Genomic DNA, 23588 nt, shown 5'->3' on the forward strand with positions numbered 1-23588 from the left:
ATTCATTAGATAAATGATTTTCAATCCATTAGATGCTGACAATAAGCCCTGACAATAGGCTGACAATAACATTTTATAAGTTTTATTGTCAGCCTATTATTTTATGATTTTGCTCTCCCATATCTCCTATCCAGCTTTACTTACTTTTCAAGAAAAGCCTCCATTAAACATCCGTCATACAACCGGCATACTTATATCATTCAATAACTATTGTTCGATCAGGATACCGGTATACTTAATTCTTCACGCCGTGGTAGCTTCTTCCCACAGCCGTGAAGAGTCTTCCTACCACGCGTGGGAAGATCTTGTCACGCGTGGGAAATTAATGATACCGGTACTTTAATGGAACGATACCGGCATCCCAACGCAACTATACCAGCTTCTCTTTTTATACCTCCCACTTAATCAGCCTGCAAATAAGCTATATGACAAGAGGGCAAGGCTGATAATAAATCAAAAAGAAACCGGCAGTTATTATTTTATCATTTGGAACATACAACATATATATTAGTAACATAAATATGGAAAGAAGTTACTTCCAAGGTAGATTTCAGAAACAGTTTTTTGCCTTTTGTATTGGTAAATGAGCTACCTTTGCTACAAATCCATACAATATGAACAGAAACACTTTTTTTGTATTATTCCTATTAATAAGCAACCTTGTTTCAGGACAGGACCTGAAACTGTGGTATAGTCAACCTGCACAAAATTGGTCGGAAGCTCTCCCTATTGGCAACTCCCGTCTTGGAGCCATGGTATATGGCGGAATCGAACGCGAAGAACTACAACTCAACGAAGAAACATTTTGGGCAGGTTCTCCATACAATAATAATAACCCGAATGCCGTACATGTGCTACCGATTGTACGCAAACTGATTTTTGAAGGGAGAAACAAGGAAGCGCAAAGACTCATTGACGCCAACTTCTTAACCCAGCAACACGGAATGAGCTATCTGACATTAGGTAGTCTTTACCTGGAATTTCCGGAACACCAAAACGCATCCGGCTTTTACCGCGATCTGAATCTGGAGAATGCAACGACAACTACCCGTTATCAAGTGGATGACGTCACTTATACCCGCACCACTTTTGCTTCATTTACTGATAATGTCATTATTATGCATATCAAAGCAAGTAAAGCAAACGCACTGAACTTTACTATTGCATATAACTGCCCTCTAGTACATAAGGTGAATGTTCAGAATGATCAGCTGACCGTCACCTGTCAAGGGAAGGAGCAGGAAGGTTTGAAAGCCGCACTACGGGCAGAATGTCAAATCCAGGTAAAAACGAATGGCACTCTCCGCCCGGCAGGAAATACGCTCCAAATTAATGAAGGAACAGAAGCCACCCTTTATATATCGGCAGCAACCAACTACGTAAACTACCAGGATGTCAGCGCCGATGAATCCCGACGGACCAGCGAATATCTGAAAAGAGCAATGCAAATACCTTACGAAAAAGCTCTCAAAAGCCATATCGCTTATTATAAAAAACAATTTGACCGTGTACGCCTTACATTACCGACAGGCAAAACTTCCCAACTGGAGACTCCCAAACGAATTGAAAACTTCGGAAATGGGGAAGACATGGCAATGGCAGCTCTACTTTTCCATTATGGACGTTATTTACTGATTTCTTCTTCGCAACCGGGTGGACAACCGGCTAATCTGCAAGGAATATGGAATAACAGCACACATGCACCTTGGGATAGTAAATACACCATCAACATTAATACAGAAATGAACTATTGGCCGGCAGAAGTCACTAATTTAAGTGAAACACATAGTCCGCTATTCTCTATGTTGAAAGATTTATCCGTCACAGGAGCAGAAACAGCCCGAACCATGTATGATTGTAGGGGATGGATGGCGCATCATAATACTGATTTATGGCGAATTTGCGGAGTTGTAGACTTTGCTGCAGCCGGCATGTGGCCTAGTGGGGGAGCCTGGTTAGCACAACATATCTGGCAACATTACCTCTTTACAGGAAATAAAGAGTTCCTGAAAGAGTACTATCCCATCCTGAAAGGAACAGCGCAGTTCTACATGGATTTCTTGGTAGAACATCCAGTGTATAAATGGTTGGTAGTGTCGCCTTCTGTGTCGCCGGAACACGGACCTATCACGGCCGGTTGCACCATGGACAATCAGATTGCTTTCGATGCGCTGTATAATACCTTATTGGCTTCATACATCGCAGGCGAAGCCCCCTCTTTCCAAGATTCTCTCAAACAAACACTAGAGAAGTTGCCACCTATGCAAATAGGAAAACATAACCAACTACAAGAATGGCTGGAAGATGTTGACAATCCCAAGGACGAGCACCGTCATATTTCACATTTGTACGGGCTATATCCGAGTAATCAAATTTCTCCATACTCGAATCCCGAGTTATTCCAGGCAGCAAGAAACACATTGCTTCAACGCGGTGATAAGGCTACCGGTTGGAGTATCGGCTGGAAAGTCAATTTCTGGGCACGTATGCTGGATGGAAACCATGCCTTCCAAATTATCAAAAATATGATTCAACTATTGCCCAACGATCACTTGGCTAAAGAATATCCGAACGGGCGTACCTATCCCAATATGCTGGATGCCCATCCGCCTTTCCAGATTGACGGTAATTTCGGTTATACAGCCGGAGTAGCGGAAATGTTGCTCCAAAGTCATGACGGTGCCGTACATTTATTGCCAGCATTGCCTGATGCATGGGAAGAAGGAAGTGTGAAGGGGCTGGTGGCACGTGGAAACTTTACTGTCGATATGGAGTGGAAAAACAATGTGTTAAATAAAGCGATCATCCGATCGAATATAGGCGGTACGCTCCGCATCCGGTCTTATGTCCCACTGAAAGGGAAAGGCTTAAAACAAGTAAACGGGAAAGAGTGCTCAAATAGATTATTCGCCACCACTCCTATCAAACGACCTCTTGTAGCCAAAGGGGTAAGTGCGCAATCTCCCAAACTGCAGAAGGTTTATGAATATGACATTGAAACAAAGCCCGGTAAAACCTATATTGTAAGTACAACCGAAGGAAAACAATAATACATAACGAGAGGTAAATCTTTTCTCATGTTACATTATTTACAAACGATGTTACAACATCCGATTGTACTCCCGGAGCCTAATGAAAATATTCATCTTTTATTAGGTTATATGTAGGTTTTTAGTTTTCTTTGTACTACCAACAACGATCTATTGACTATGAGAAATGTATTGACTTTTCTATTATTATTGTTTTCTTTGTTATGCAACGGGCAATCTCCTAAGTTATTCACTACTGACAAAGAGCTCTCCAGTAGTCTGATTAATCAAATATATCAAGACCGGAACGGCTTCATTTGGATTGCAACAGAAGATGGTCTGAACCGTTATGACGGTGCTAAATTTACCATATACAAACATGAGCCCAATAACGAACATTCGTTAGCCCACAATTTTGTTCGTACTGTTTTTGAAGACAGCAAAGGTCATTTGCTTATCGGCACATATATAGGAATTCAAATGTATGATCCGGCCACGGACAATTTTACTCCACTTGCCAAATTGGAAGATACCGGAGAAACGCTTGAAAGCAACATTAATTCTTTCATCGAGCGAAAAAACGGAGAGATATGGGTATCCGGAAATGTGTTGTGCAAGCTGGACATCAAAGACCATCTGTTGACTGTCCGGAAAGTCGATATTGCAGTCACTTCACCCGGAAGCCTGTTTGAAGATAAAAAACAAAATGTATGGATGGCAAAAGGGGAAGAAGGAGTATATCAACTCACTCCCGACAATCAGCTTACGTTACACTTGTCTAAAGACAACGGATACGTCAAAAGTATATGTGAGGATCAACGAGGCAACATCTATGTAGGAAGTATACGAAAAGGACTATTCATTTACGATAAAGAACGTAAAACCTTTGTTCCAATCGATTTGAAAGAGAAAGGCGAACTTCCTGTTTGTTTCCTTTATTCCGGGATACCCAATGAATTGTATATCGGCACTGACGGCAAGGGAGTAGTCATTTATAATATCCGAACACACGAAATCTCCGAATACAAGTTTGACAATAATTATTTCGATTCGGGGAACTCGAAAATACACTCCATCCTAAAGGACAATTCGGGTAACTTATGGTTAGCAGTTTACCAGAAAGGAGTTATATTAATCCCAGCCCGCACCAACAGCTTTAAGTATATCGGACATAAATCAACAGATAAAAATTGCATAGGATCCTGTTGCATTACTTCGTTCTGCAAAGATAATAACGGGACTCTATGGGTGGGAACGGATAACGACGGTATTTATGCCCTTACAGAAAAATTGGAGCCGGCAAAACATTTCTCACACACCACCCATCCTCATTCAGTTCCCTCAACTGTTATTAAATTGTATGAAGACTCCGAACACAATATGTGGATTGGCTCCTTTATCAACGGTATGGGAAAACTGAACAAACAGACAGGATTATGCGATTACCAGTACAAACTGGTAGATAAGAACAACAACTATATACAACGTGTATATGATTTCGCAGAAGATAAAAACAAGCGTCTCTGGATTGCGACAATGGGATTCGGTTTGTTCTACTATGACCTGAAAACGAAAGAATTTACATCCGTACAATCTCAGACATCTCTAATCAACGAATGGATAGGTTGCCTGCACTATTCCGATGATAATAAACTGTATGTCGGAACTTATGACGGCGTCAACTGTATAGACCTTGACAGTCCTGATTTTCAAAGTCATAAGATACTCTCACAAAATGTTATTTATTCAATCTTTGAAGATGACGAAGGAGTTGTCTGGTTGGGCAGTTCCGAAGGATTATCCGGTTGGAATAAAAATACGAAAGAACTAACCACTTATACTACTGCAGACGGATTGCCCAGTAATACAATATATGCCATACAAGGAGATGGAAAAGATTTTCTTTGGATAAGCACCAATGCCGGAATTTCCCAATTCCAAAAGAAAAACGACAAATTTATCAATTATTATGTCAGCGACGGATTACAGGGAAATGAGTTCTACAAGAATGCCTCCTTCAAAGATAAACAAGGTATTATCTGGTTTGGCGGAATGAATGGTATCACCTATTTCAATCCGCAAGACATTATCAATCCGGCAAAAACATGGAATATCCGGATTACCGACTTTTTCCTGCATAACAATCCGGTTAGAAAAGGAATGAAATCCGGTATTCACAATATTATCAACTGCCCTGTATTCAACGCTAAAGAGTTTTATCTATCCCATAAAGACAATGTGTTCAGTATCGAGTTTGCCACTCTGGAATTAAATGCCCCCGAACACATCAACTACCTTTATTCTATCAACGATGAAAAATGGATTAGTTTGCCCAAAGGTGTAAACCGTATCTCATTCAGCAATCTGAAACCCGGTACCTATAACTTTAAAATCAGAGCAAAAGACAACACTGTGTATTCAAATATAAAAGAAATTACCATCTTTATATCTCCTGCATGGTATGCTTCATGGTGGGCCAAAGTTATCTACTCCTTATTATTACTGACCATTATATTTATCATTATTCTTCAGATCAGACATCGGTACAGAATGCATCAGGAAATGCTGCAACATATCCATGCCGAACAAATCAATGAAGCAAAATTGCAGTTCTTTATCAACATCTCTCATGAAATACGCACTCCGATGTCTCTAATCATCAGCCCTCTACAGAAACTGATTAAGAATGAGGAGAACAATGAACGCCTGAAAATATATCATATTATCTACAGAAATGCGGAACGTATTCTGAATCTTGTCAATCAACTAATGGATATTCGGAAAATTGATAAAGGACAAATGTTCCTGATGTTCCGGGAGACCAATATTATTCCTTTTATAGAAGATTTATGTACAACTTTCGGTCAACAGGCAAATACAAAAAATATCCAACTACAACTTCACAGTACGCTCCGGGAACTGAATGTATGGGTAGACACAGGTAATTTTGATAAGATTATCCTGAATATTCTGTCTAATGCCTTCAAGTTTACTCCTGAAAAAGGAAACATAGATATTACCATCCGTACGGGAGAAGATAATACACTGCCCGATCCCTTGAAACAATATGCCGAAATAATTATCGCGGATACCGGAACAGGCATCGATGAACAGGAAAAAGAACATATCTTCGAACGTTTCTATCAGATCCGTAACAGCCAACAGAATCCGAAAGGCGGAACAGGAATAGGATTACATCTTACTCGTTCATTAGTGGAATTACATCATGGAATTATCTATGTAGAAAATAATAAAGAACAACCGGGTTGCCGTTTTATTATCCGGCTGCCGTTGGGTAACAAGCATCTACGACCTGAAGAAGTTGACAACAATGAGCAAAAGGTAACAGTAACCATACCAACTGTTCCTGTCATCTCTCCCATTATAGAAAATGAGGAAGAAAAGAAAGTCAGGGTAAAAACTAAATATCGCGTATTAGTTGTAGAAGACGACGAAGAAATCCGAAATTATATAGCGAAGGAGTTTGGGGACAAATTTCATATCATGGAAAGCCGTAATGGTAAAGAAGCATTAGAGCAAATATTTAAAAAGACTCCGGATTTAGTCATTAGTGACATCATGATGCCCGAAATGGACGGACTTACCTTATGCCGGAAGATCAAGCAGAATGTAAATCTCAACCATATCCCAGTCATTTTGCTTACCGCGAAAACGAGGGAAGAAGACAACCTTGAAGGTCTGAATACAGGAGCCGACGCCTATATCATGAAGCCATTCAATATCGAAATTCTGCAAAAGACGGTAGAAAATCTGATTAATACACGGCAGCAGTTACGCAAAGTATTTACAGGCCAGCAAAATCTGGAGAACAAGGTTCAGAAACTGGAAGTGAAATCACCCGATGAGAAATTGATGGAACGTATTATGAAAGTGATCAATGAAAACATCGGTAACCCTAACTTGACAATAGAGACAATCACCACCGAAGTAGGTATCAGCCGCGTACATCTTCACAGGAAACTCAAGGAGCTCACCAACCAGACAACCCGTGACTTTATACGTAATATACGTTTAAAAGAAGCCGCTCGTTTATTGTCCGAAAAACAGCATACCATATCCGAGATAGCCATGTTAACAGGATTCACTGATCCTAATAATTTCTCGACAACATTCAAAGAATTGTATGGAATGCCGCCTTCAATGTATATGAAAGAGCAGTTGGGGAAGAAAGAATAATCTTCAAGAATTATAGTTACCTATATTATTCCGACTATTCTTTTCCTTTTTCCGTCAAGTGATATTTCTGTTTAGGGTGTTTGGGATTTTCCGGATACAATGGTGCAACCAGACCAGCTTCTATTGCCGGATTAAGGTAATTGTTCAAGAAGTTCTCTCGGTCTTTCAATTGCATTAATCCCATCAGTTCCTTTACAGAAAACATATCTTCACCAATCAACTCGACAAGAGTCTTTACTTGTCGGGTGCTTGTCGGGTACTTGTCGGGTGCTTGTCGGATGCTTGTCGGATGCTTATTGGTGTTCTCTTCTTCATATCTGAACACCACCCATACAAAACTTCCATCAGTATGAAATTCCGGTTCAGGAATACCGACACGACGACATTCACTCATCATGAGTCCAATACCCCGTCCCCAGCTTTCCAAAATCTCACTTTTATACAATACATTAGCAATAAGCGGATTTTGAGGTTTGGAATGATGTTCTTTTAACAAATTCTCCAATGTCACATCAGCAGGAAAAGTTCCTGTATTTTCAATCTCTACTCGATCATCATAGATAGCGATTCCGACCGAACTACCCGGATGGCCGTATGCTCTATGACAAAAAGCATTAATACAACTCTCTCTCAATGCCTTATAAGGAATACTTAATTCTTCTTCCCGATAAAGCCCTTCGATTTTGCCAGAAATAGAAAGATGTTTGAAGAAGAAAGCCATAGCGGCATCCAGTAGCTTATAAATATTACCTTGTACGCGCTGATTGTCAATGAACTCTTCTTTACCTGTTCCTTTGAAGCGAGCCAACCTCAACAGACATTGTGGATAGTCATAAAATTTATTTCCAAAAAGCACGACGGCGGCATTATTCAACTTCCCGTCATACAGTAAGTTGAACTTTTCGAGGATAGCAGGAATTTCTTCACGTATAGTAGCTTCAGGCAAGCGCCCGCTCCGAATGCCGGCTCTTACTGCACCCATTATGGCGTTTTCATCAAGATTTTCGATTTTCAGGTTCACGTTGGTCATCGCTTCCCAACAATAAGCACCGCCACGCTGCATCAACAATTGATTGTACATTTCCTGCGGCATAGCAGTAGTTACGCTTTCTATGCGTTGATATGCCCGGCTTTTATATGTAAAAGGGCGTAAATAAGACAGTTCTTCAGCTTGAGAGCCACGACGAATTTATCGGTATTGAGAACAGAAACATAAGAAATTTCAATAGGCGCTGTCGGTTCAATCCGCCGGATAGCTTCAACTATGTCGCGCTTGGTTTTGTCGCTTATATCTTGTCCTTTGATTCTACCGCTATCACTTACACCGAATAGCACAGTCCCTCCTCGTGCATTAAGGAATGCGCAGAGAGTCTCCATACCACGTTCTAATTGACCGGTCGTTTCCTTAAATTCCAATACAGCACTTTCCGCCGTTTGCGTTATTTTTATAATATCATCATGTGTCATAAATCAATATGAATACCGAAAAGTGTATTCATATACAAAAGTACATAAATAAACGAAAGACCATGATGAATCTTTCGTTTATTCACAAAGCTTGAGAGTAATTATTTACTAAACCTATACCAGTCGAAGTTAAAAAGTTTGCAGCCTTTACGTCCTTTGAATACAAAATAAATATCTTGTATTCCTGTGACCGGTTTTACAATATCAGTCCGCAATGTTTTCCAGCATTCCCAACCTCCCGTTGAAGGAATAGTCAGTTCCGCAATTAATGGTCCGCTTATACTGTCTGTACGTACTTCAAGTGTTCCGCCACGAAGGGCACTGGCAACGGTAGCAGTGAACCGTTTGGGGGATTTATTGCCGAAATCCACTTCACGTACCTTTATATAATCTCCATTATGAATTTCAGATATATATATACCGGTTTTCACATTTGGTTCGGACTTCACACCTTCAGAAAAAGCAATTGTTTCAGCTTCCACCCTTTCGTAAGGATTGAGCGTACCTACCGGTGACACCCCTTCCCGGGTAGCATTAATAATCGGGAAAGTGCCGTCAGCGTTATACTTAAATTGCTCCACCGCCGCACTTCGCCCGAAGCCTCCACCACCCGGCAGCTTACCCGTATGATAGAAGAAATAAGAATTGCCTTTATAGTCTATCACTCCACAATGGTTAGTAAACGAACCCGTATCTTGTAAAGGCATGATTTCTCCCATATACTTCCACGGGCCAAGAGGTCCGTCACTCATGGAATAGGCAATATGTTCGGGTACACCTCCGGCAGCATAAAGAAGATAGTATTTTCCTTCCCGTTTATGAAGCCATGGACCTTCTGTATAAGTATCTTTATACTTAACACCTTTGACACGCTTTTCCGGATTGGGTGCACCAAAGCTCTCAACAGTTTGTTCCAGTTTGCCCACTTCACCTTTCAAGGAAATCATGTCGTCATTCAGTTCTGCATAATAGATATTCGGATTTCCCCAATACAGATAAGCACGACCGTCATCATCAATGAAGACCGTAGGATCAATATAGTCCCAGCTCCCGTCATGAAGCGGTTTGCCGATGGCATCTTTAAAAGGACCGACAGGCGAATCGCCTACCGCCACACCGATTGCCATCGTATTGGAAAGTTTGGAATGCAGGCAGACATACCAATAAAACTTACCATTACGTTCGATGCACTGTGCTGCCCAGGCACGGTCGTCCGCCCAGTCGAATGATTCGATGGCAAGAGGAGAGCCGTGATCGGTCCAGTTCACCATATCTTTGGTAGAATATACACGCCATTCCTGCATCCAGAAAAAATCCGCTTTGTCTTCATCGTGTCCCGTATACACATACAAGGTGCCGTCGTGCACCATAGGGGCCGGGTCTGTAGTAAAGCAAGTTTGCACAATCGGGTTTTGTGCCGACAGTCCTCCTTCGGTCATAACCGAAACGAGCAACAATGTGGCTGCAATAAATGTAGATTTCATTTTCATGCTATTTTCAGTGTTTAAATAAATGTGGTACAAATTCTTTCAGGCAACGTCTCCACGTGAGCCATTCATGCGCTGTGCCTTGCGATTCATAATAATCAACCTCGATACCCAGTTTCCGGAGTGAATCCACCATCTTCTTTGTTCCCATTTGTTCCTCCGTGCCACAGCCGAGAAAGAAATAATTCACTTTCTTATTGAATTTGTCCGCATCCGCAAACACTCCGTTAAAACAAGTCTTCATATCCAGACCAAAAATCGCCCCGCTGAAACTTCCGATATAAGAAAACTTATCGAGATGAGGCAGAACCGTATTGAAAGTCTGATGTCCTCCCCACGAGAGTCCTGCCATAGCACGGTGTTCGCGGTCGGTTTTCGTACGGAATGTCCGGTCTATCATAGGAATCAGGTCTTTCAGAATAACGTCATAAAAGGTGGCGCCATACAAAGCCCGCTCCTCGTTCACATCTTTTCCCGGACGCGGCCGGAACGGAGCTTCCACATCACCGCTATCCATCACCACGAGCATCGGCACACACTGACCGGATGCAATCAAGTTGTCCATAATATGATTCATCTTTCCCTGCGTACTCCAGCCGGTTTCATCTTCACCCATGCCATGTTGCAGATACAATACCGGATAGCGCTTCTTCGGATGAGTTTCATACTCTGCCGGCGTATATACCATACACCGACGGAACTCTTTCTGCATTTCGGAGTAATACGTACAGGAACGAACTTGCCCGTGAGGTACTTGTTGAGGACGATAATAATCCCCCTCTTCACCTTCAGGGATTTCGATACCACTTGCCACACGGCAACAACCGAAGAACGTGTAGCTGGAAGGATCTGTTACCGACACTCCGTCTGCTATCAAGAAATAATAATGGAATCCTACAGGCAGAGGGTTGGTCGTTGCCGTCCAGAGTCCTCCGGCATCTTTCCACATATCATACTTCTTTCCGCAACAATCCACTTGTAGCTTGGTAGCCTGCGGAGCATAGAAACGAAAATGAGCACGCCCCTCTTTATCCACCCGGGGATAGTCATATCCCGGAATATTAGTGGATGCCGGTTCGGTAGTAATCCCGGAGTTTGGTTCCTTCTCCAACAAAAGGAGTCGTTTCTCGGCATACCGCACTCCCAATTTCCTGTATCCTTCTGCCGTGAAATGCAAATTATCTTCTGCGGCAGAACAGCCCGAAGAAGGAATCACGTACGCAGTCGGAATCGCTTGCGGTAGCGTATTGATTATCTCATTCATGCTTGCACATCTGCCATTCTGGTCGGCATGTACCACTTCTCCTGCCAGTAAGGGAACATCCTTTGCCTGAAGATTCAAATCCCTCAACAGATTCTCATAGACTCTCTTTACTTTTTGAGGCCACTCTTTATCACCGGTATTAGACTCGCCTTGATGCAAGAGGATACCTTTAATCACACCGGCTTTCTGTGCTTCTACAGCCAATTCTTTTAGTCTACGGTAAGGATTATTACCATACGCTTTCGCGGTATTTTTCAGCCATTCCGGTTGAGAGGCAATATGCTCTTCGCAATTCTCCTCATCAAACAGTTCAATCCTGCAACCACCTACAGCTACATTGATGACACCTACCTTAATATTATCAGGCAGCCTTTCCACTAACGTACGTCCGAAATAATCGGCCGGTGTTAACCCTGTATGGCAACGTACCAACGGAGGAACAGCCTTATACCACTGTCCTTTGACGCGTCCCAAAGACGGACAATCAACAGCCGCCATCATCAGAAAGCGTTCATTGACATTGCATGTATCCTGGGCCTCAATCTTTGCATTTCCTTCCATATTGGATTGTCCCAGACAAAGGTAAATATGGAAATTAGGGTCTTGTGCAAAGGCAAATATGCCTGCACATAACAAACAACTTAATAATATAATCTTCTTCATCTTGTAACAAAACTGATATTATTATTCATCCATTTCGGCATACTCTTTAAACCAGTGATAAATAGCCCACGGGCACGCTTCTGGATCATTCAAAAAAGTATAGTTTCCCGGTTCACCCGCTACATCCTTAAAAGCAGCCAATTCATGAGACTTTGTAGTAAAGAACAGCCAGGAAACGTTGCCGGATTGATCGGCTATGTATTTGAAATTAGCTCCAAAACCTTCGCCTTTCGCCACTCCCGTAATACTTTTCCCCCATGTTGCATCATATTTCTTCGGTGCCCAGTCTATCTCAGTCACCATGACAGGAGCAAAACTAGCTACCGGACCTACTTGCTTGTCCCAACCACGTTGGAAAGGTTCATATCCCCCTCCTGTAGAGGAGCCATTTCCTTCACCACTGTCCTGTTCGGCATCACTTCCATACCAGCCCGGATAACAGTGTACGGCAAAACCAATATTTCCTCCTTCGATACGATGGTCTTTATAGCCACTATACTGAGATTGCCAGCCCAATCCGGGTACCCAAATGATATTGTTACAAGCATTTCCACGTATTTTATCAACAATCGCCTGAAAATACTTTTGCATATTGATGAAGCAAGCATCACCGTCACCACCATATTTACCGTCTGTACCTTTTATATGAACGGGTTCATTAGCCAACTCGAACATAATCCCGGGATTATTCTTCACAACAGCATTCTGCGATACAATGTCCCATACTTTCAGCAGAAACTCCTGATAAGAATCTCCCAACTCTATACCTAGATACCTGTTATCTTCAGTATCACCTGCATGTGGACAAACTCCCGGCGGGCGCATCACCACATACATCCCTTTAGAAATAAAATATTCCGCCATTGGGACAAATAACTCTTTCAGGTACTTCTTGAAACGTGTTTCCGAGAAACGTTCATGTCCTTCATAACGCACATAAGGCAACGTAGTATCATCACTCCAATAAGGATCCATGTGCAGACGTACAAAGTTAAATTTCCATCCGGCAGCCAGTATTTTATCCACCATACTTTTGTTATAGCTAAGACAACTGCTTACATCATAATTACTCCATGCGTTGTTATTAAAATAAGGACTATAAGTCTGCGTAAATCCATGCAAGTTGACAATTTTCCCTTGTTCATTTTTCAGATAACGTCCCTCTACATGTAAAGGAACAACCAGCTTCGGAGAATCAGGATCATCATCCGATTCATCACCGCCGGTATCATCACCGGGTGTTGTTTCTTCTGTTTTTTTTTCGTTTTCCTCTTGCGGAATTTCATCCTTGCCACAAGCAGAAAACAACAGACAAGACAAAGTTAATATACCTATTATTCTTTTCATAATTTCATCAATCTATTTAATTACATCTATTTAAAATAATAGCGGAGCTCTATCGAGAGACTCCGCTATCCGGACGAGCGTGCCTAATCTAAATCAGCATAAACTACATGATAGTTTTCTATCTCATTTATTTACTGGCAGTACCATTTCTCAAACCTTCAAGGAAACCGACATAGACAGGTTTGCGGTTGTAATTCAAATCCCACAGACCAATTGGCTGTCCTTTTCTCCAGAAGGAGTTTTCAGAAGGGCTGTCTGTCGGGCTCCAATGAGTGATGCCATATTGCTGTGCCACCGGAATAATCTCAAAATATTTCTCAATAATGAACTGATAGAAATCAGACATATTCTGCTGCATTTCGTCTGTCAGATTCTCTGTCAGTATCGTTTCACCAGCTGCATCGACAATACCCATATCCAATTCTGTGATCTTTATGAGCTTACCGGTAGAAGCTAACAGGGTAAACATATTGATAATGGCGTTTTCCTTACTAGCCTGAGTAGCAGGATTCATATAGTAAGACACATGCATTTGAGTACCGATACCGTCCACCTTTGTTTCCCCGTCAGACTCCCAACGTTCGATCCAATGTATCAAGCTCTTTAACTTCTTATTCTGATCCCAGTCGGATTCCAGATTATAGTCGTTAATAAAAAGCTTCAACTCATCAGGGTTACCACCGGACTCCGCAAAATACTTACGCGCAAACTTAATCGGAATACGGGCGTAATCATCACCCAAATAATCCTGCCAATAGAAGTTTTCACCGGAAACACCATTATCATCTGTTTGAGAAGCTGACTGAAGATCGTAATAGCCATCCCCATCCGAATCTTTTCCGGAAATAGGTTCATTCACGACATCCCATGCCTTAACATAACCACCGCAAGATTCCAACATACCTTTAATCCAACGTTCCAGTTCGTTCGTGAGGATTTCTTCTTTCTCTTCAGGAGTCAGAGGAATCGTATTACCCGACTTCTGCCAATATATAGACAAATCATCAATATAGATGGTACCGGCATACTTCCCATAATTAAAAAGAATACGAGTAGCCGCATCTCCCGTGCAGTTGGTAAATACAGTAACCTCTTCCCATTCTGTTGTAATTGGTATGGAAGGGAAGTCACCACGCCCGGCAAATCCGTCCGGTTTTTGAAAGACCGCTCCAATACTACCTGCTACACTGCCTTTAATCTTCATCTTTAAGAAATAGGTAGTCCCTTCTGTCAAAGGAGCTGAAAAATCATAGCCAGCCTGTGCCTCCCAAGAATTTACTTCCGACGGATTTGTCATTTGATGTACTCCGTCAATCACCTGCCGAGTCGAGTTATTTCCCCAACCCATCATAGCTGTTCCGCTTGAAAAGTCATCCTCTAATATATATACATTAGTTAACACGGATCCACTTTCCTGGACCTCCTCTATCCCATAAGCAAAATCAATCCAACTCGCTTTACTCCATCGGGACAGATCTTTGCTTTCTTCGAAAGTAGAGTTCATAATCAAATTTCTATCAGAGCCCGAGGCAGTCAATGTTAAATCATCAAAATACAAATCACCGCCAAACAAACCGAAACAGAACCGTAACCTATCGATATCAGCAGAAGGCGTAAACGTGAATGTGTTAGTTGACCATTGCTCACCCGCTGAAAAGGTCCCTGCACCATATTGAGTGTCAGTCCCATCTTTCTTCCCCGGCCAGAACGGAAAGGTTATAGCCGAAGAAGCCTTCATCCGCACACTTATAGTATATTCTTGATTTGCTATTAATGCTTCATCCAAATCATAATACAATTCCCAATCCCATACATTCGCTTGAGGTTTCGAGGTTTTTATATGAAGTGCGATTTCTGAACTACCAGGAACCGGTTCCGGTTCTTTATCCGCAATCAGCCCATTCAAATAAGCATTTTGCTGCTGTGAATGCCAACAGAGCGTATGCCCATAAATACTAATTCCTGTTTCTTTTGCAGTTTTCACAAACTTCTTGACTGTGCCGAAATCCATATTTCCTTTGGCATCTACACAGGAGCTATATTTCATGGCATTACCAGCCGTCACGTCGTCATAGTTGTTGACAGTCAAAGTATAAACCAAATCTTGCTTCAAGAAATCACTCACCGTGACCCCCGTTCCCAACTTGAAGTCGGGATGGGAGATACGGTCAATATATGTTTTCAAATCACCATATTCGTTCAAGTACTCATACTTTTTCAGACTCTCCGGTTTCTCTGTCTTGTAGTCCGCAAAAAGCGCATCTGCACAAGATACAGTTATTCCGGCAACCATAGCAAGCAGTAAAATTCTATTATAGTATTTCATATTCTTCTAGATTTAACGATTAATTCTTCACATAGATCGGCGTAAAATCTTCTCTTGCCACGCCACGACTATGCGCAACCAGTGTATCTTCTGTTTCAAGCTTTAATCCATTACTGAAATCCACAGTATACTTCAAATAAATGGCATCACGGTCTTTATTACCCCAACTATTCTTCTCACCGTCTTGAACAAACTTACCAGTACCAGTAGCCGTAACGCCGTCCAACCCGGAAACCACACATTCATCGCCATTAAAAACCAGCAGCAACTTATAACTGATATTACGCGGATTGTCTGTTGTCCCTAAATTGGTAGTAACTGTAAGAATGGTTTCAGTCAAAGATTTTGTTACAGTCTGACATATTTCATCATCTTCTACATACTCGTTATGGCGATCATTCTCGGTAGTTGTCCCGTTTTCTGTCACTTTGTCCACGCCATGACGCAGATACTTACCAGTCCATTTATTGATGTATTTCACACAATAAAGTACATAATCCTGTGGTTGCACCAACCACACTGACGAATTACATCTGACGGCTTCTGCCCCTTCGGACAAAGTACCATTCAAAATACGGTCAGCATTAGTCACACCTGTCATTACCAAAGGTATAACATAGGTAGCGGTCAATGCTTCGGGATCAGCAAAAAAAGCATCAGTAAATGAGACTTCCACACCATCCATCAATACATTCTTCAGAGTGATCTTATCATCAGATAATGTATAGTAGTTGGAGGCATAGCTTTTACCGGCACATTTTCAGATGCAGAAGTATACGAATAATAAAGGTTATCACATAATGTATTGTCTACTTCAATATCTATCGTGATATCCTTCTTATTAGCATAAACACCGCCCATAGTAGCATTAATCTTACATTTATGAGCATTGTCCAGCGTCGTATCATACTCATCTTCACCCATAACCAACGTTCTCACCGGATACTGGGTTGCAAAATAGACTGAAGTGCCGCCCTCATAATCAGGAAATTCATTATCTTGATTTTCACAGGATGTCATCGTCCATGAAACAAAGACTCCAACTGACATGGCAAATATTAATTTAATTAATTTCATATGCTTCATTATTTATTATTTTACAATTATTTCCAACCGACATTCTGTTCCAGATTGCTCCACTTCATTACTTCAGCAAAAGGTATTGGCCCGTAAATCATATACTCCTCATACTTTCTTTTCTCTACCGTAAGCGGAGAGTAGTTCATTACAGAACCATTCTTGCTTATTTCCACCCCAAGAGCAGTTTCATTCAGTTTGGTCAAATCAACATTCCAGCGACGTAAATCCCAAAAACGGAAATTCTCAAAACAAAGTTCGATACGGCGTTCATTACGGATTAGTTCACGCATCTTGTCTTTATTATCCTTTATGCTCTCCAAATAAGCATCTCCATTATCGATACCTAAACCGGCACGCGTACGAATGGCTTTGATTACATCATAAGCACTAAAAAGATGTCCATGATTATTCTGTGGTCCCCAAGCCTCATTAGCCGCCTCCGCATAAATCAGAAACATCTCTGTATAACGGATACGTGCGGTATAATGCTTCTTCTTTGTATTATACTGTGAATTAGGGTTACACTCTTTACGCAATAGTTTCCGCAAGTAATAACCTGTACGAGTAGACCTTCCGCTTTCCTTATTCACAACGTCTGTATTCGTTCCGTAAGTTCCTGTAATAATTTCCGTATCACTAGGACCTTGCTTGCTACCATTGTAAACGATGTATTTTGCCAAACGCGGATCACGGTTATCATACGGGTTTTCTGCATCGTAATTGCCTGATGTTTCAGAAATAGGGTAACCGTTCGCCATAGGAAAGGCATCCACCAAATTCTGGGTAGGATTGACACGACCGTTTCCGTAAAGTGATGGAGGGAAGTTAGCTGTTTCCAATGTATTATTATCATCTGTACTACTACGCCAAATAACCTCGGCGGGACTGCCGCCCGTTCCATAATCTTTATCCGCAAGTGTATACCACTCCAATCCATCTGCATCCAGCCCGCAGCCGCCGCCACCGTTAGCTTTCTCTATAATTTCAGCAGCATAATCGGCAGCTTGTTCCCAAGTCATTCCCGACCCGCTTTGGAATGCCGGACTGGCAGCTAACAGAGCCGTTTGTGCACGGACTGCCAATGCAATCCGTCCGCTCATCAACCCTCTATATTCTTCACCACAAACACGCCGATAATCACTCGCATTCGTCACACCGATGTTTTTATATTTTTCCGGTATCTCACTATCTGCAAATTTCTTATAATCGAGCGGCAATAATTCGATAGCCTTATCAGCATCTTCCATTATTTGCTTCACGCAATCGGAATAAGTGGCACGAGCATGATTAAAATCCGCATCCGGTCCTTCCGATTTCAAAATAATAGGTACTCCCATCAATGTGCCGTCCGCAATCTTGCCACCATGTGCACGTAACAAATAATACATATGCAGTGCACGCAACCCATAAGCCTCTCCTTTCAAACGATCAAGAAACATGGTAGAGATACGTTCATCTTTTGCCCATTCTACCTTATCTACATTCTCCAAAAAAAGATTGATATACTGGATAGCATTGAAACGATTCTGCCACTGGGAAACCGGATTATTATTGGCAGTCCAGGAACCTGTAGCCATTCGCAGATAGTTACTGGAAATCTCATTAGTCACAGCATCATCCGTAGCCAAGTCACTTGTAGGTGAAGTTTCGTAAGGAAGTATAATATAAGCGTTCGCAAGTATACCCTGCGCATAGCTCGGTTCTTTATACATAGCCTCAAGATCTCTGTTGTTCTCTAGTGCCGGTTCAAACAAATCGTCACAAGCAGTCAGCAGAGGTAAGAAAGCCAATAATTTGAATATATTTTTCATAATTTCGTTCTTTAATTATTGAAATAATCTGTATTAGAAAGTTGCAGTCACACCTAAATTATAGAAGCGGCATTGCGGGCTGGAGCCAACATTCAATTCCAGCGCCTTGCGTTCCTTGGATATTGTGAGCAAATCAGAACCGCTGATATATGCGGATACTCCATGAACAAAACTATTCTTAAACCACTTGGAAGGCAGGTCATACGTGACCTGTATTTTTGCCAAACGGAAAGCATCCGTCTTATACATCCAGAAGTCGGAAGAATAAAAGTTATTAGTTCCACTTTCTGTAGTCAGACGCGGATAAGTAGCTGTTGCTGCCGTTTCCGGAGTCCAACGCCCCCGGACTACTGCCGAGTATTTATCTTCACCGGATATCCAATAATAAGACTCGTTGTTTTTCATGGCATGTCCGCCAAACTCACCTGTACCCAATACAAAGAAAGTTAATCCTTTCCATTTAGCAGTCAAGTTTATACCCAACGCCAAGGGAGCTCCATACCAACCTCCACGAGCCAGATAAACCTGATCTTTATCATCAATTATACCGTCATTATTCTGATCTACATACTTCAAATCACCCGGTCTTATTGTACCGCCAAGACGCTGTTCTGGAGAATCGATGATGTCCTGCTCATCCTTGAAGAATCCGATGCACTGTAATCCCCAAATACCGTCAACAGCATATCCTTTACGGTATTGGTATTTATCCTGATACAATTCATCCCGCTTGGTAGCTTTCGTTGTATAGTAAGTTCCGGTAACGCCCGCTGTAAAATCAACCTTGCCGAAACGTTTGTTGTAGTTTACGTTGAAATCAAATCCCATGCGACGGTCATTATCGTAGTTGATGTACGGACGAAACGAAGCAGTCGGATAATAAGTGAAGAAATACTCCGGATACTGAGTAGTAGAAGTCACGATTTTACCTCGATTGAATTAACAAAGAAAGATGCATCCGCTGTTATCATCCGGTTCCATAAAGAAGTTTTCAGATTAACTGAAAGCTCTTTACGCTTGATAAAGCTCAAGTCTTCATTCGCCCCTTGTTTGGAGTTAGTAGAGTGTAGGGATACACTCTCGCGCCATCCCCACCATGCACCGTCCGACTGGTTGTAATAACCATCATACATATAATAGTTGTCAATTCCCAAATCCGTATTCAAGATACTACCGGACACACTCAACATCAGTTCGTCCACTACCGGAGAATTTTCCAGAAAGCTCTCGTTTGATAATTTCCAGCCCAATGTCAAAGAAGGTGAGAAAGCATTACGATGTCCCGGAGCCAACTTTGCAGAATGTATAACAGCCCCACCAAAATCGGCATAATATTTATTGCGGAAGTTATATCCCAACTGCATGCCCAAATTTACATTGCTTGTCTTATGATATTCTCCTGAATAACTTTGTTGATAACCAGAGGCTATTAACATGGCAGCAAAATGATGATCATCATTAAAGTGTTTTCGTAATCGAACTGGCCGGAGAATAAAACAGTCTGGTTATCCGAACTGCCGCTGATATTCTGCACACCGGACTTCTTGTCCTCATTGTATTTTGTCAAACCGACAATAATATCTTTCCCGCCATTATTAGACCAGGTAGGCGCATATGTGGCATAGCTGTTATTATAAGAAGTAATATAAGCAGTAGAGTAATCTACAGAAAACCGAGTATGAAAAGAGAGTCCTTTCAACACCTTGTCCAAACCAATGTTCACTCCCGCATCAAACTGGAACGAACGATCTGTTGCTTTGCTATAACCTGAAGCATAATAATCGCCAAATACATTTGTCATATCAGATTGTGTTCCTGCCAAAAAGTATTTTCCATCAACTATATTATTGCTATTCGCCACCAAATCCCATGCACTGGCTGCATTTGCATCAATATAACTCAACGGAATCAACGGAGAAATACGATTGGGACGCAATGTAGATGCCGCACTCCAATAATAAGACCCATTGGCACTACGACGTGAATAGAAAGATACTTTAGCATTCACATAAGCTGTAATAAAGTCATTCAATGTCAAATCTACGTTACCGCGAATATTTAAACCATTGGTCCCATTATGCTTCGCTTCACCGATTTTGAAAACGTCATTGGAACGAAGATAATTTATATTCGTATAAAAATGGGCACGATGATTGCCACCCGAAATTTCGGCTGTAACATCCGAACGATTATATGCCTTCTTGATATAGTCCGACGAATACATATTCACATTAGCATAACGATAAGGATTCTCACCGGATCCATAATGGTAAATATCCTCCGCACTATAGAGAGCACCGAGCCCGTCATTGGCACGTGCTTCATTATAAAGAGTCATGTATTCGGCCGAACCTAAATATTCGGGGTAACTCTTTGCGACATAAAACCCTGTATTGGCGCGTACATCTACTTGAAGATCCGTACTCTTACCTCTTTTAGTTGTAATCATAATTACTCCTTTAGCCGCACGACTTCCATAGAGCACCACAGCTTGCGCACCTTTCAAAAAGGTTATTTGGCTGATTTCCGTAGGAGAAATATAATCAATATTGCGAGGTACCCCGTCCACCAATATCAGCTTTTCATCCATTCCCCACAATGAGTTACCATTATAACCACCGACATATCCCTGCATATCGGTCAAGCTCCATGTATTGTAATTTTTCTTCGTCAATTCCTCTACATTTACTACTGAGGCACCTCCTAATAAATTGTTCTGAGAAACCTTTCGGAAAGCCACCTGCACCAACGAATCGTTTTGCAGCGAACTTGCATTATCCCCTGCCAACTCTTGTGCACCGGCAGAAATAACAACCGGAAAAACAAGCACTGCACTGAGAATGAATCTTCTATATATATGTTTCATTGTTTATTCATTTATAATTATACATTCAGTAACCATAAGGGATTACCATCCCGGATTCTGCGGGAATTCAGCATACAGATACACGTCATTATCCAATAAGGGGAACCAGTAATGCTTCGTTCCAAATACCCGTTTCAAAATAGTCTCCTCACGGAAGTTTCTCACTTCTGCCTCTGCCGGATCATTATTCTTATAAAAGTCTTCATTCTCTACACGTTCGAATTCTTGTGAAGTCTTAATAGTATAGGGCTCTTCGGTCAGCAGCAACCAACGCTGCAAATCGTTAAAGCGGAAACCTTCAAAAGACAACTCGACAGCACGTTCACGACGAACTTCATCCATAAATTTCTGGGAATTGGAAATATATTCCGGACAAAGAGTACCTTTTTCATCACCCGGTTCCCCTCCACCAACAGGGCCTACTCCTGCACGTTTACGCAAAGTATTGATCGCATCTTCAGCCGTTTTACCAAAATTCGTAGATTTACCTGCAGCACCGTCTACTGCCGCACAAGCCTCAGCATACATCAGATAAATATCCGCCAAACGCATGTAAGGTAAATATGTATGCAGGTTACCCGACCAATTATAGAGTTCGTCATATTTATTAGCCTGATGCGGTACTAATTTCTGGATGAAATAGCCGGTACGGCTAGCATTGGCCACGGCTCTCATAGCTCCGCCCGTATACAGAGTGCAATAGCGCAAGAATTCCTTGTCTGCTTCAGGAATAGCTGCATTGACATAATGGAATCCGTCAAAAACTATGTCATGATAAAAACGGGCATCACGATTTCTAAATGGAGAATTCTTTCTAAAACCGGATTTTGTTTCATCTTCACTCAATGGCAAACCGTTCTCCATACCATATAAATTCACATAGTTGGCAGTAGGTTGGTGGATGATATTATCATGTTCAACCAAACCATAAATTTTAGGTCCCCACAACTTGGTCATATTCCAGTTACTACCGTTGAAGTCTTCGGACGGACCACGGAAAATAGCTTCTGTAGTACCCGGCATTTTCCAGTTCTGACCAGTAGTATAGAATATTTCAGAATAACTATTAGAAGCAGATGCCGATTTGGTATGATTATAAATATCACTATAATCAAACTGCGCCAATGCATATTGCGTCTGCCCGCTTTCGACAAGTGTCAGTAACTCTCCGAATGCCTCTGCTGCTTTTTTTGCATATTCTGTATTGTAATTGTAAGTATTGCTTCCACCTAGCTGCGCACCATGTTCCATCAGAGGACTGGCAGCCCAAAGATAATTCTTGCCCAGATAGCCTAATGCCATAATCTTGTTGATACGCAAATCATTCTTACCCGCGGTTTGTTTGCCAACAGTTGTGTTATCCCAATTAATAGGAAGCAAATCCGCTGCCATACGGAAATCGACTGCTGCTTTATCTGCACATTCCTGATAACTCAGACGTGGCAAAGACATTTTCTCTGTAGCAGATAAGACTGTATCAATATAAGGCAAGCCACCAAAATATTGCATCATTTCAAAGTGCCACCATGCGCGGAAAAAATAAAGCTGACCGGCAATCAGTTTTTTCTCCTCATCCGTAGCTTCCGTTAACCTTTCTAGATTAGCGATACCGATGTTAGCCTTACGTATACAATACCATGCATGTGGCCACAGTGAATGTTTAAACTTAGCATTGCCGTCACTGTTCGGATGATAAGTAGCCGTAGGATCACTGCCGGTACGATAGAGCCAGCATTGATTATTGGTAGACCATGCACGGAAGTTACCCAAATCGACCTGATGCGTCATGTGGCTGTCACCTTCCGGGTTGAATATTTCATCATCTCCCCAGTTCCAGGAAGTAGTATAATTGTTCTTCTCCTTATCAGGAATACAGTTGTATATTTCCTCGATAAACCCCTGAAAATTCCTAAAGTTCTTAAATGCTTCTTCTTCAGATACAGTAGAGTCAGCTTCCTTGTCTAGATAGTCCTCACAAGATGAAAATCCCAACGAGAAGAGCAATAAGCTACCGCATAAAAGAGTTCTATATATTTTTCTCATAGTACTTT

The 23588-nt window shown here is 41.7% G+C and carries 7 protein-coding genes and 4 pseudogenes; 2 read left to right on the top strand and 9 right to left on the bottom strand.

Annotation, left to right across the window (positions count from 1 at the left end; translation table 11 throughout):
- Positions 1-614: 614 nt before the first annotated feature.
- Positions 615-3050 (top strand): glycoside hydrolase family 95 protein, encoded by a 2436-nt coding sequence (locus DXA05_RS11950; protein WP_117683183.1) that lies wholly within the window; start codon positions 615-617, stop codon positions 3048-3050.
- Between the two features lie 159 nt (positions 3051-3209).
- A complete protein-coding gene (locus tag DXA05_RS11955; RefSeq protein WP_128859181.1) occupies positions 3210-7226 on the top strand; it encodes a two-component regulator propeller domain-containing protein in 4017 nt (1338 codons plus the stop codon).
- A gap of 34 nt (positions 7227-7260) precedes the next feature.
- Here DXA05_RS11955 and DXA05_RS11960 read toward each other — a convergent pair.
- The 9 genes and pseudogenes from DXA05_RS11960 to DXA05_RS12000 form a co-directional block, all read right to left on the bottom strand.
- Positions 7261-8693: pseudogene (locus DXA05_RS11960) on the bottom strand (ATP-binding protein).
- A gap of 101 nt (positions 8694-8794) precedes the next feature.
- Positions 8795-10183 (bottom strand): glycoside hydrolase family 43 protein, encoded by a 1389-nt coding sequence (locus tag DXA05_RS11965; protein ID WP_128859182.1) that lies wholly within the window; start codon positions 10181-10183, stop codon positions 8795-8797.
- A gap of 7 nt (positions 10184-10190) precedes the next feature.
- The gene (locus DXA05_RS11970; protein WP_049701723.1) at positions 10191-12107 is read right to left on the bottom strand and encodes a sialate O-acetylesterase; all 1917 of its coding nucleotides are present in this window, start codon (positions 12105-12107) and stop codon (positions 10191-10193) included.
- 33 nt (positions 12108-12140) lie between these two features.
- A pseudogene (locus DXA05_RS11975) lies at positions 12141-13466 on the bottom strand (cellulase family glycosylhydrolase); the annotation flags it as partial.
- Positions 13467-13581: 115 nt separating this feature from the next.
- Positions 13582-15780, bottom strand: coding sequence for an endo-1,4-beta-xylanase (locus tag DXA05_RS11980; protein WP_004324537.1), 2199 nt, complete (start codon positions 15778-15780; stop codon positions 13582-13584).
- 19 nt (positions 15781-15799) lie between these two features.
- Positions 15800-16857: pseudogene (locus tag DXA05_RS11985) on the bottom strand (DUF5627 domain-containing protein).
- Between the two features lie 26 nt (positions 16858-16883).
- A complete protein-coding gene (locus DXA05_RS11990; RefSeq protein ID WP_008024359.1) occupies positions 16884-18671 on the bottom strand; it encodes a RagB/SusD family nutrient uptake outer membrane protein in 1788 nt (595 codons plus the stop codon).
- 33 nt (positions 18672-18704) lie between these two features.
- A pseudogene (locus DXA05_RS11995) lies at positions 18705-21537 on the bottom strand (SusC/RagA family TonB-linked outer membrane protein).
- Between the two features lie 42 nt (positions 21538-21579).
- Positions 21580-23580: a RagB/SusD family nutrient uptake outer membrane protein gene (locus DXA05_RS12000; RefSeq protein WP_128859183.1), complete on the bottom strand. Its 2001-nt coding sequence runs from the start codon at positions 23578-23580 to the stop codon at positions 21580-21582.
- Between the last annotated feature and the right edge of the window lie 8 nt (positions 23581-23588).

Source organism: Bacteroides sp. AM54-2NS (genome assembly GCF_003602935.1).
Classification (GTDB): domain Bacteria; phylum Bacteroidota; class Bacteroidia; order Bacteroidales; family Bacteroidaceae; genus Bacteroides; species Bacteroides xylanisolvens.